Source organism: Novosphingobium aerophilum (assembly GCF_014230305.1).
In the GTDB taxonomy this organism is placed as follows: domain Bacteria; phylum Pseudomonadota; class Alphaproteobacteria; order Sphingomonadales; family Sphingomonadaceae; genus Novosphingobium; species Novosphingobium aerophilum.
This window is the reverse complement of the sequence record NZ_JACLAU010000059.1, coordinates 1-11,599: the sequence shown is the minus strand read 5'-3', so window position 1 is coordinate 11,599 and position 11,599 is coordinate 1. Positions and strand designations below refer to the sequence as shown.

Annotated in this window: 8 protein-coding genes; 4 read left to right on the top strand and 4 right to left on the bottom strand. The window is 66.9% G+C overall.

Annotated features, from left to right (window positions below; all coding sequences use genetic code 11):
* On the top strand, positions 1–734 hold a 734-nt coding region (locus H7F49_RS18050), incomplete at its 5' end, for an IS91 family transposase (RefSeq protein WP_185684961.1).
* Positions 735–1,186: 452 nt separating this feature from the next.
* On the opposite strand, the gene H7F49_RS18045 is transcribed toward H7F49_RS18050, so the two are convergent.
* The 4 genes from H7F49_RS18045 to H7F49_RS18030 all read right to left on the bottom strand — a co-directional run bounded on the left by H7F49_RS18045 (position 1,187) and on the right by H7F49_RS18030 (position 5,693).
* Positions 1,187–2,080: a LysR family transcriptional regulator gene (locus H7F49_RS18045; protein WP_235982317.1), complete on the bottom strand. Its 894-nt coding sequence runs from the start codon at positions 2,078–2,080 to the stop codon at positions 1,187–1,189.
* A gap of 101 nt (positions 2,081–2,181) precedes the next feature.
* Positions 2,182–3,087 (bottom strand): formylglycine-generating enzyme family protein, encoded by a 906-nt coding sequence (locus H7F49_RS18040; RefSeq protein WP_185684959.1) that lies wholly within the window; start codon positions 3,085–3,087, stop codon positions 2,182–2,184.
* 10 nt (positions 3,088–3,097) lie between these two features.
* On the bottom strand, positions 3,098–4,975 hold the full coding sequence (locus H7F49_RS18035) for a sulfatase family protein (protein WP_185684958.1): 1,878 nt from the start codon (positions 4,973–4,975) through the stop codon (positions 3,098–3,100).
* A 40-nt stretch (positions 4,976–5,015) separates the two neighbouring features.
* Positions 5,016–5,693 carry a FadR/GntR family transcriptional regulator gene (locus H7F49_RS18030; RefSeq protein ID WP_185684957.1) on the bottom strand — a complete coding sequence of 226 codons (678 nt, stop codon included), beginning with the start codon at positions 5,691–5,693 and terminating at the stop codon, positions 5,016–5,018.
* 323 nt (positions 5,694–6,016) lie between these two features.
* Between H7F49_RS18030 and H7F49_RS18025 the strand changes: the two genes are divergently transcribed.
* The 3 genes from H7F49_RS18025 to H7F49_RS18015 all read left to right on the top strand — a co-directional run.
* A complete protein-coding gene (locus H7F49_RS18025) occupies positions 6,017–8,941 on the top strand; it encodes a TonB-dependent receptor domain-containing protein (RefSeq protein ID WP_185684956.1) in 2,925 nt (974 codons plus the stop codon).
* A gap of 91 nt (positions 8,942–9,032) precedes the next feature.
* On the top strand, positions 9,033–10,646 hold the full coding sequence (locus H7F49_RS18020) for a carboxylesterase/lipase family protein (protein ID WP_185684955.1): 1,614 nt from the start codon (positions 9,033–9,035) through the stop codon (positions 10,644–10,646).
* A gap of 55 nt (positions 10,647–10,701) precedes the next feature.
* Positions 10,702–11,599: sugar-binding domain-containing protein (locus H7F49_RS18015; RefSeq protein ID WP_185684954.1), on the top strand; the 898-nt coding region annotated here is incomplete at its 3' end.

Sequence of the window (11,599 nt, the reverse complement as noted above, 5' to 3'; positions counted from 1 at the left end):
ATCACCCCCATGTTCACATGGTCGTGCCGGGCGGTGGCATAGCGCTGGACGGCTCGCGATGGATCGCGTCGCGCCCGGCCTTTCTGTTGCCCGTGCGGGTCTTGGGAGCACTCTTCCGCCGCCTCTTCCTCTCGCAATTGATCCAGTTGCATCAGGCCGGCAAACTTGCCTTCTTCGGATCACTTGCCGCGCTGGCGGACCGGCGTGCCTTCGGGCGGCACATCGGTCCTGTGCGCAAGAAGCGCTGGGTGGTCTATGCCAAGGCCCCGTTTGCCGGCCCCGAAGCCGTGCTGGCCTACCTGTCACGCTACACCCACCGCGTTGCCATCTCGAACCGGCGATTGATCAGCTTCGACGAGGCGGGCGTGACGCTGCGGTTCAAGGATTACCGCCGCGACGCGGCCGAACGTCAGCAGGTCATGACGCTGGCGACCGACGAGTTCATCCGTCGCTTCCTGATCCACGTCCTGCCGCGCGGCTTCCACCGTATCCGGCATTACGGTCTACTTGCCAGTTCAACCCACAAGGACGCCATGGCACTGGCCCGCAGACTGCTGGGCGTAGCTGCGCCGGCCGAAGAACCCGAACCCGACGAACCTACCGATTACCGTCCGCAATGCCCGTGCTGCGGTGGGCACATGGTCATTACCGAGACCTTCGAACGCTGGCGCCAACCGCGCGCACCGCCGAGCCGGTCGCTGCCGCCCGGGAGACTGTGTCATGACCCGGCGTGACCTGCCTCACCTCCATCCTGCTGAACCACCGTGGCAGGAAACGACGGCCCATGCCTTGATCGGAAACGCATCCCTTCTCAGCCGACCCGGACCACTCCACACCGGTCCATTTAGCCTGGCCAATTGGTCCGGCAGGCCCACCATCCGCTGCCCTCGTGGCGCCCACCATCAGCTCCGGCGCCACATCTCCCACGGCGCCGACCCGAAATCCCCATAGCGCAACGCCTGCCTCCCGCGGGTCGTACATGTCAGACTTTCGTACGCCTCCCGGCGCCCGAAACCCTTCGACTTTGCCGCCGTTTGCCACTCAGCTCATGAACGACGGGGTTTGCCATGACCGGCCATTCGGTCTTGCCGCACCGTCCGGACTGATTGGCTGATGTTCCACCCCAGGGTCGCATCTCCGAGCCGAGACGGATCGCCCGGCCCCATCCGGTTCCTAAATCCTGCCTTCAGCCCCCTCGCTGGGCCTCTGCACGCAGTTCGTTGCGAAGCCAGACAAGCCCGGGGTCATCCTGACGAGCGGCATGGTACTGCATCATTTCCCGCATGGTGGGGAGGGGCAGCGGGCATTCGGCGATCGCCAAGGAGAGGGGCGCCTGGAACATTCGGGCCAGACGTTCGTGGATCAGCGCCAATCGGGTGCTGTTGCGGACCATCAAGGTCGCCTGCAGGAACGACGGAGCGGTCAGTTCCACCCGTCGGGCCTTGTCGGCGGAAAATGCGGAATCGATGAACGAAGGTCGCCCGTCGATCATGACAGCGATGTGCCCGGCGGCGTAGAAGCCTTCGAGGGTCAGAGGCGTGTGCAGGAGCGGATTGCTCGAACAGCCGACCACCACGTGCCGCTCCGTAAACAACAGCTCCTTGGGGTGCTCGGCCGAGACGAACCCCTCGGGCGTGAGCAGGAGGTCGAGCTTGCCCTGGTTGAGCGCGAGGATCGTGGTCGGTTCGGGCAGTCTCACGTCGAAGCGCAGATTGGGCGCGACTGCCTGAAGGCGACTGATCAGCGGAGAGACCAGAACCGCCGTCGCATAGTCCGAGGCGACGATGTGGAAATGGCGATCGGACGTCGTGGGATCGAACTGTGTGGCTGAGGCGATCACCCCGCGCAGGGTTTGCAGCGCCGACGCGATCTGCGGTTCCAGCATGAGGGCGTGTGGCGTGGGCAGCATCCGCTTACCCTGCTGGACCAGGATGTCATCGCCGAGAGCTTCGCGCAGGCGCTTCAGCGCCGCACTCATGGCGGACTGGGTCAGCCCCATCCGTTGCGCGGCCCCGGTGACGCTGCATTCGGTCAGCAGCGCGTCGAAGGCGACCAACAGGTTGAGGTCGAACTGGTCCATTCGCATGTGGCACGTCCATCGTTGGTGGGATTGAAGCGTCGTGGGCTGGAGCAGCCGATCCGCTCCACCCTTCGCCCGCTTGGAGCGATCGGGTCCGGAACCTAGCCACGCCTCACACAGCGAAACCCGATGTGGCTGGTCGAGGTGTCGATCATCTCGGCATGGCGGGCGGCTGGACGGTAGCGCTGGCAGTAGTTCTCGGCGCAGAGGTGCGACCCGCCCTTCATCACCTTTCGGCCGATCCGGACATGCGGCTGTGAGGGGTCGAAGCTGGTCTTGAGGGTTCCCCCGCGCGGGTTGGCGACGACGCAGCAGCCACCGGGCTTCCTGCGGTTCTCCTGCCACCAGTCGGCGGTCCACTCCCAGACGTTGCCGATCATGTCGTGGATACCATAGCCGTTAGGGGGGAAGGAGCGCACCGGCGAGGTTCGCTCCCACCCGTCCTCCATCGTGTTGGCGAACGGGAACAGGCCCTGCCAGGTGTTCGCCATCATGGCTCCGTCCGGCGCGAGCTCATCGCCCCAGGCGAAGTCCTTGCCCTCGAGCCCGCCGCGCGCCGCAAATTCCCATTCGGCTTCGGTCGGGAGCGCCTTGCCCGCCCACTTGGCATAGGCCGCCGCGTCGCTCCAGGCGACATGGACCACAGGATGGTCGTCGAGCCCGTCGAGCGAGGAGTTCGGGCCATGGGGGTGACGCCAGTCGGCGCCGAAGGTGAAGGACCACCAGCGTGAAGGGTCGTCGGTGCCGACCGGGACCGTGCTCTTGTGGAACACCAGCGAACCGGGCTGGTCCATGCCGGGCAGCATCCCGGGATAGTCCTTCGGGTCGGGTGCGACCTCCGCGACGGTGATATGGCCTGTTGCGGCAACGAACTCGGCGAACTGCGCATTGGTGACCGGCGTCTCGTCCACCCAGAAGGGATTGACCCGCACCCGGACAAGCGGCGCCTCCTCAGGGTAGAAGTTTAGCGAGCCCATGGTGAACTCGCCGCCCTCGAGGCGGATCATGCCACCGGGGTCAGACACCAGCGGGTCGACCGGACGAATAGACCACGTCCGGGCGGTACTCGCCCTTGAGCCTGGCCAGCAGCGGCTTGGCCGCGCGTGAGATGTACTCGTTCGGATCGCCCGCGGCCGTGGCCAGGGCCGGCATGGCCGGGCGGGCCATGTCACCCAGCGAATCCAGCGCGTTGAGCGCCATCAATCGGGGCGGGATGTCCCCCGGTGCATTGGACAGGGTGGCAAGCACGGCCACCCCGTGCCCGGCGCGCCCAACGTGGCAGAGCGCCTCGGCCGCAACCACCCGGACCGATGCCCAGGGATCGCCAGCCGCGAGCTTTGCGAGCTGGGCCGCCGCAGGATGAGCGCGGTCCTTGAGGGTCAGCAATCCGGTTGCAGCCCAGTAGCGCATCACCCCGTTGGGGTGTGACAGGGCCGCGGTCATCAGCCCGAGCTTGCGCGGGTCGCCGCGCGCAGCCGCCTGGGCAAGGGCCATCACCGCCTTGAGCGGGTAGACCGATTTGTCCCTTGAGGCGGCATAGCCCTCGGCCGGTGAACCCTCGGGAATGAAGCCGTTGTCGACGATGGCGAGCATGTGTCGGTCGAGCGCCTGGCGTAAGATCGCGACACGCTGGCGTTGCGCTGGAGCGGCGACCAGATTGTGCAACTGGTCGGGATCGGACGCCAGATCATAGAGCTCCTCGAACGGCTTCGGGCCGAAGAAGCGCGATTGATCAGGATTGAGACGCCCGGCGAGGTGCTCGGTCTCCCACGACTGGTAGGACTTGAGGTTCCATTCGAAGTCACCGCGCATGCCCCAGATGCGGTGCGGCATGTAGTTGCGGATGTAGCGGTAGCGACCGTCGGTCACCGTGCGGACCATGTCGTAGCGCTCGTCCATCCGGTTGCGCATGCCGAATGAGTAGGTCGCCGGCGCCGCAGCGTGGCGACCGAGAAAGGCGCGGCCCTGCATGGTCTTGGGGGTCGGGATATCCGCCAGCGACAGGAGCGTGGGGGCAAGATCAACCAGGTTGACCGGGGCCGTCACCTCGCTGCCCATCGGCACCGGGCAGAGGTGACGCCACTTCGGCGGGACGTAGACCACCATGGCGACCCGCAGCCCCTCGTCGTAGCAATAGCGCTTGCTGCGCGGCAGGACGCCGCCATTGTCCGAGTAGTAGAACACGATGGTGTCCTGGGCGAGGCCATCGTCCTCGAGCTCCTTCAGGCGGGCGCCGACCTGGGCATCCATCGCGCTCATCAGCGCATAGTAGCTGGCATAGTCCTCGCGGATCGCCGCGGTGGGCGGCAGGTAAGCCGGAATCCGCACATCCCGAAAGCGTTCGCGCCCCTCGGCCAGACGGAACAGCGACGATTCATGCGTGGTCATCAGGTTGAACACCGACAGGAACGGCTTGCCGTTCGGTCGATTGCGCCAGTGCGCCGTGGGGCTACTCTCGTCCCAGATCCGTGCGGGGACGACATCGCAGTTGTAATCGGTCTTGGGGTTGTTGGTGCAATAGTAGCCCGCGTTGTGCAGGTGCTCCGGATAGGTGCGCAGTTCTGCCGGGAGGTGGGCATTCGCGCGCATGTGCTGGGCTGGCGAGCAGGTCTCGGCATAGGCGCCCGTGAGGATGGCGAAGCGGGTCGGGGCGCAGACCGGCGCCGGTGAATAGACATTGCGGTAAAGCACGCCGCGCTTGGCCAGGGCATCGATGTTGGGCGTGCGGGCCTGCCGGTCGCCATAGGCGCCAATGAACGGATTGTTGTCCTCGCTGACGATCCACAGGATGTTCGGGCGGTCGAGTGAATTGCCCTCGGCGCTCAACATTGGGGCATGGCCGGCGACGACACTCGCTGCCAGGGCCTGCAAGGCGGTGCGACGGGATAGGGTCATGGAACGGGTCTCCTCGCCGTAAGCAGATGGGCAGCCTTGATCATTTCGGCACGTTGGCCTGCCGATTGCAAGCGCTAGGGTGGTTGGGCGGCGCGTCCGGCACCTGGCATCCGGCGCCGGATGTCGCGGCGACATGATTGCGCATGGCGTTGCGCGCGCCCGAGGCGTTGCGCTCCAGCAGCAGGAGCGCGATCGATAGATGGTCATGCCCGGGCCTGCTTCGGATCGGCTGCGGGGCGCTTATGGGCACAGCGTCCCACAGGCGCTCGATGGTGGCGAGGACAGCACCATTGTGCGTGGCTTGCGCGATGGCGATGTGGAACGCCCGGTCGCTGCGGTGCTCATCCGGATGGTTCGCCAGGGCCAATTCGTGAATGGCCTCGATTTCGCACCTCGTTCCATGAACGGCGGCGAGGGCTGCGGCCTCCCCCTCAAACAGCACCCTTGCTTCGGTGATCTCCGACTGGCTGGGTCGGGGATGGATCATCTGGGCAGGATGGGGGACCCGAACCAGCCGGGCACCCCTTTGGCGTGAAAGCTCAACCAGACCCATCACCTCCAGGGCGGTCAAGGTCTCACCGATGGTCCCGCGACTCACGCCGTACCGAAGCGCAAGGGCTTTCTCTGTCGGTAGCCGCACGCCCACTGCCCATTGCTCAACTGCAATGTCCCGGATCAGCCGCCACGAGACCTGATGATACTTCCGCCCCGGGTTCATGGTCTAACCACTCGCTGAGACTTCAGGTCTTCTCCACCGCGGGAAAGGCGAAAGACGGCGAGTTTTTCGGTGCTGTAGCCGTTCCCAGCCGTTCTGGTCAGGCCAATGCCTCCGATCCAAGCTGCGACAAGGTTCGACCGGAGCGAGCATCCGGACCGGATTGCGGCTAGACAAATCAGCATCCTGGAGAGGCAGTTTCGCCACCTACCCATCAAAATCATTTGTGGAAAATGATGAATTATATTCATTGGGTCGATTCTAGCAGATTTGTTAGATCGGCCAAACCAATTCGCCAGAGAGCGGCCACACCAGGGAGGGCTACCTTGCGCTATTCACCCGTTTCGACCCGTCAGACCCGCTTGCTCCGTCAGGCCTTGCTGGCCGGCGCCTCGATGCTGCTCGCCGCCAATCCTGCGGTGGCGCAGGATGCGCCGCCTCCGGCCGCTGCGGCAGACCAGCAGCCCGCCGCCGGCGACATCGTCGTGACCGCTTCGCGCATCACTCGCGACGGATACACCGCTCCCACGCCCACCACCGTGATCGGGCAGGACTTCATCAAGCAGCGGGCCGTGACCGATATCGGCGATGCCCTGAACCGGGTTCCGGCTTTCCGCGCCGCCGTTTCCCCTTCGGCCGGTGGCCTCGGCAACACCGGCGCTTTCCTCGCCGACCTCCGCGGGCTCGGCCCGACGCGCACGCTGGTCCTGCTTGATCGGGGGCGTCTGCCCCAGACCATGGTGCCGGGCGTGACCACGTCGGCCGGAACCACCGACCTCAACGTGATCCCGACCGTCCTGCTGCGCAACAGCGATGTGGTCACCGGCGGCGCCTCGGCCGCCTATGGTTCGGATGCAGTGTCGGGCGTCGTCAACTTTCAGATCGACGACAAGTTCAGCGGCGTGCGCGGCTCGTTCCAGTACGGCGAAACCCGCTACCACGATGCCAAGAACAAGTTCGCGACCATTGCCGCGGGCACCAGCTTCGCCAACGGCATGGGCCATGTCGTCGTCGGCTTCGAGTACAACGACAATGGTGGCACGGCCGCCTACAACACCGCCCGAGCCTGGGGCCGCAATGCGTGGAACAACGCGACGATCGCCAGCCGTCCGGCCGGGACACCGAACACCATCGTCGGCCCTTATGGCAACTACTTCGGCACGGCGACCAGCGGCGGCCTGATCCTGACCAATGGCCCCCTCAAGGGCCTCGCCTTTGTGCCGACCGCCAGCGGCGGTGTCACCACCGCGACCTTCACCCCCGGGCTGGGCAACATGACCGCCAGCCTGGACTTCTTCACGCCTGCCGCCCTGGCCGCCAACGCAGCCGCCGGGATCAACAACCTCAACACCCAGCAGCTGCGCCCGGCCCAGACCCGCTACAACTTCATGGGCAAGGTCACGCTGGATCTGTCGGACCGGCTCAGCCTCTATTTCGAGCCGCTCTACTCGAACGTTACCAACACCGGCATCATCCTGGTGCGGCGTGATGGCGCAGGCGCGGGACCGAGCCTGACCATTGCCAAGGACAACGCCTTCCTCGCCCAAGCGCTGACGCCAGCCCAGCTTGCGCTGGTCCCCGCGGGCGGCCTGTCGATCGGCTATTCGGGCCAGGACTGGGGGCCGAGCGTCCGCAGCATCCGCAACGAGCTGATCCGCCTGCAAACCGGGGTCAAGGGCAGCTTCGGCAAGAGCTGGAAGTGGGATGCGTCCTACGTCTTCGGTGAGAACACCTCGCGGGTGAAGATCAGCAACACCTTCAACTCGGCGAACTTCCGCAATGCGATCGACGCAGTCTCGGTCGGTGGCCAGATCGTCTGCCGCAGCGCTGCGGCCGTCGCGGCGGGCTGCGTGCCGCTCAACATTCTCGGCAAGGCCAATCCGTCCGCGGCTGCCGCCGCCTATGTGCTGGGTACGGCCTCGGGTTCCGGTGTGACCCAGCTGCACGACCTGTCGGCCAACCTGCAGGGCGAGCCTTTCTCGACCTGGGCCGGGCCGGTCTCGGTCGGCGTGGGTGTGGACTACCGCCGTGAATCGATCCGGCTCGACACCGATCCGCTGTCGCAGACCAGCGGCTGGTTGAGCGGCACCGGGGTCTCGCTCCCCACGGTCAAGCAGACCGTCAAGGAAGCCTACTTCGAGACGATCGTGCCGCTGGCCAAGGATCTGCCGCTGGCCAAGAGCTTCGAGTTCAACGGGGCGGTCCGGGCGACCGATTACAGCACCTCGGGCAGCGTCACGACCTGGAAGGCGGGCCTGACCTGGGAGCCCTTCGACGGCCTGCTGATCCGCTCGACCCGGTCGCGCGACATCCGCGCGCCCAACCTGATCGAGCTGTTCACCCCGCAGACCCAGTCGCTGCCGCTGCCGGCCGATCCGCGCGTCGGCGTGGCCCGGCCGACCAACAATGCGGGCTTCATCGTCGGCGGCAACCCCAACCTGAAGCCCGAACGGGCGACCACCCAGACGGTGGGGGTCAGCTACCAGCCGAGCTTCTTCCAGCGGCTGCGGCTGTCGGCCGACTACTACAACATCCGCATTCAGGGCGCGATCACCTCGACCGGGACCCAGGGCGTCGTGAACAACTGTTTCATCGGCGGCGTCTACACCGGCAATTCGTGGTGCTCGCTGATCACCTTCGCCAACAACGATCCGGTGGCGGGCCAGATGACCGGCGTCCAGGGCGTCACCGCCAACGTCGCCGAGTTCAAGACCCGCGGCATCGACTTCGCGCTGAACTACCGCCAGCCGATGGAGGACATCGGCCTCGCCGGCATGCTGACCGTGAACGTCATGACCACTCGCGTCATCTCGTTCTGGTCGTCGACCGACGTGTCCACGCTGTTCCCGGCCGGGATCGATCGCGCCGGGCAGACCGGGGCCGCTTTCGGCGGACCGGCGGGCCTGCCCAAGTGGCTGACCAACGCCACGCTGGACTATGAGATCGGCGGCTTCGGGATCAACACGAACGTCCGCTACATCTCGCGCTCGCGCCAGAACAACGGGCTCTTCGGTCCCGACCAGGCCGGCTACAACCCGGCGCTGACCACCAGCATCAATGACAACAATATCCGGGCCGCGGCCTATGTCGACCTGGGGCTGCGCTACAGCTTCGGGCCCGACCGGCAGTTCCAGGTGTATTTCAACATCGACAACCTGCTCGATCGCGATCCGCCGCTGCCCGCCAACGGCAGCGCCTACTATGACCTGATGGGTCGGACCTTCAAGGGCGGGGTCCGCTTCAAGTTCTGAGCCTGGGGCGCACGCCGGAGGTCCGGCGTGCGCCCTGCGCAAGACGCGACACGGACGAACACGTCCGGATGAATGGGGCCGGAGGATCATTATGGCATCGCACCGTCTGACACTGCTGGCGGCGGTCGCCGCAATGCTTCTCCCGTCGACCCACGCCGTGGCGGCAGGCCCTGCGGGACCGGCCACGGTGCGGATCGACACCGGCCCGGTCGAAGGCCGCACCTTGTCCTCGGGCGTGACCGCCTACCTCGGCATACCCTACGCCGCCCCCCCGGTGCGCGAACTGCGCTGGCGCGAGCCGCAGCCGGTCCAGCCCTGGACCGACGTGTTCCACGCCGACCGGTTCGGCCCGCAATGCATGCAGCCCCAGCGCAATCCGCTCGGCAACCAGTACAGCGGCGCCGAGATCACCAGTGAAGACTGCCTGACGCTCAATGTCTGGACCCGGTCGGGGCTCAAGCGCGCACCCGTGATCGTCTATATCCACGGCGGCGGGTTCTTCATCGGCGCCTCGAGCATGGCGCTCTACGGCGGTGAGACCGTCGCGCGCGAGGGCGGGGTCTTCGTCAACCTCAACTACCGGCTCGGCGTGCTGGGCTTCATGGCCCACCCGGAACTCTCGGCCGAAACGCCGGACAAGACCTCGGGCAATTACGGCTTTCTCGACCAGATCGCCGCGCTGCAATGGGTGAAGCGCAATATCGCCCGGTTCGGCGGTGACCCGGACAACGTGACCATCGCCGGCCAGTCGGCCGGATCGATGTCGGTGCTGGCGCTCCAGGCGAGCCCGCTGGCCAAGGGACTGTTCCACCGGGCGGTGGGGATGAGCGGCGCGACCATGGGCGGACCGATCGGGCTCGGCACGCTGGCCGCGGCCGAAGCCGAAGGCGTCAAGCTGCAGGCCTACCTGAAGGCGAAGAGCCTTGCCGATCTGCGCAATGTCCCCGCCGACCGCCTGCAACTGCCGAGGGTGCCGGGCGGTCCGACGGTCGGAGCGTCGGTCGATGGCCGGGTCCTGACCGACCAGCCCGAGGCCGTCTTCGCCCGGTCCGCGCAGAACGACGTGCCGCTGCTGCTCGGCTTCGCCAAGGACGAATCGTTCGGCGGCATCGGCGCGGTTGCCGGTCTCGATGACTACCGCGCCAAGGTCGCCACGCGCTTCGGAGACCGCGCGGGCGAGTTCCTGGCGCTCTACCCGGCCGCTTCGGATGCCGAGGCGAAGGCGCAGGCCACCGCCGCCGATCGCGATGCGACCATGGCCCTGGCGATGAGCGCCTGGGCGACGGCGCAGACCCGGCACGGCAAGGCCCCGGTCTACAGCTACGAGTTCGCGCGTGCCCACTCCTACGCCCCCGGCGTGACCTTCTCCGATCTCGATCCGGCCACCGCGGGCGCCTACCACACGTCGGAGGTGCCGTTCTGGCTCGGCACGCTCGACAGCTTCAACCGCTACCGTCACACGCGCGACTGGACTCCGGCGGACCGCGCGTTCAGCCGGGCGATGACCCGGGCCCTGGTCAGCTTCGCCCGGACCGGCAAGCCCATCAGCGCCGATATGACCTGGCCAACGTTCGATCCCGCCAAGCCGCGTCTGGTGCTCCTCGGCGCGACCATGGCCGAGGCCAGCTGGCCGGACGAGCGCAAGTTCGCGTTCTTCCGCAGCGTGGCCCGGCAGCCGGCCACCGGCGGAGCGCTACGGGATTGATTGCTCGCTGGAGCCAGTTCAGTGGGATGGAGCAAGGCAAAGAGATATGAGGGCTATGCCGAAGACCCACAGCGTGATCGCCCTTGCCGTGGCGGGGCTGGCCCTGGGCGCCGGTGTGGCACCGGCCTTAGCTAGGCAGAGCCCGGGCCCCATTGCCGCGGCCGATCGCCCGGTTCAGGTGCTGGCTGACGGCTGGCGCTTCCAGCTCGATCCCGCTGCCATCGGTCCCGAGCAGGAGGATTTCGACGATTCCGCCTGGGCCAGCGTCGCCGTGCCGCACAGCTGGAACCGGGTGGGCTTCTACCGCACGGACACGCCGGAGCGGCTCAACCGGCCCGAGACGATCGACAAGACCATGGGCGTGGGCTGGTACCGGCTGAACTTCTCTACGCCGAGTGGCTTTGCCGGCAAGCGCCTGTGGCTGGAGTTCGATGCGGCGAGCCGCACCGCCGAGGTCTGGCTCAACGGGGTGCGGCTCGGCGCCCATGCCGGCGGATTTTCGCGCTTCCGCTTCGATGCGACCGCGGCGATCCGCCCCGGCCAGCGCAACCTTCTGGCGGTGCGCGTCGACAACAGCAAGCCCGCGCCGGGATCGGCGACGGCCGACGTCCTGCCGCTTTCGGGCGACTTCTTCGTCCATGGCGGGCTTTATCGCGCGGTCCGCCTGATCGTCACCGACGCGGTCCATGTCGACATGCTCGACCATGGCGGCAGCGGGATCGCCGCGACCACCGAGGCGATCAGCCCGGGCCGGGCGGTGGTGCGGGTCGCCACCCGCCTGCGCAATGACGGGGGAAGCGCCAGTCCGGTGGCCGTCACCGCGCGTCTGGTCGATCATCTGGGCCGCACTGCGGCCACCGCGACCACGACCGTGCCCCTCGCCACGGCCGGCAGCGGGCAGGCTGAGCAGACCCTGACCATCGCCCGCCCGCGCTTGTGGGCTGGCACAGTCG

Excerpts from the sequence above, each read along its gene's own strand:
- H7F49_RS18030 (WP_185684957.1), bottom strand. The coding sequence starts at position 5,693 with ATGAACCCGGGGCGGAAGTATCATCAGGTCTCGTGGCGGCTGATCCGG.
- H7F49_RS18040 (WP_185684959.1), bottom strand. The coding sequence starts at position 3,087 with ATGATCCGCCTCGAGGGCGGCGAGTTCACCATGGGCTCGCTAAACTTC.
- H7F49_RS18020 (WP_185684955.1), top strand. The coding sequence starts at position 9,033 with ATGGCATCGCACCGTCTGACACTGCTGGCGGCGGTCGCCGCAATGCTT.
- H7F49_RS18035 (WP_185684958.1), bottom strand. The coding sequence starts at position 4,975 with ATGACCCTATCCCGTCGCACCGCCTTGCAGGCCCTGGCAGCGAGTGTC.
- H7F49_RS18045 (WP_235982317.1), bottom strand. The coding sequence starts at position 2,080 with ATGGACCAGTTCGACCTCAACCTGTTGGTCGCCTTCGACGCGCTGCTG.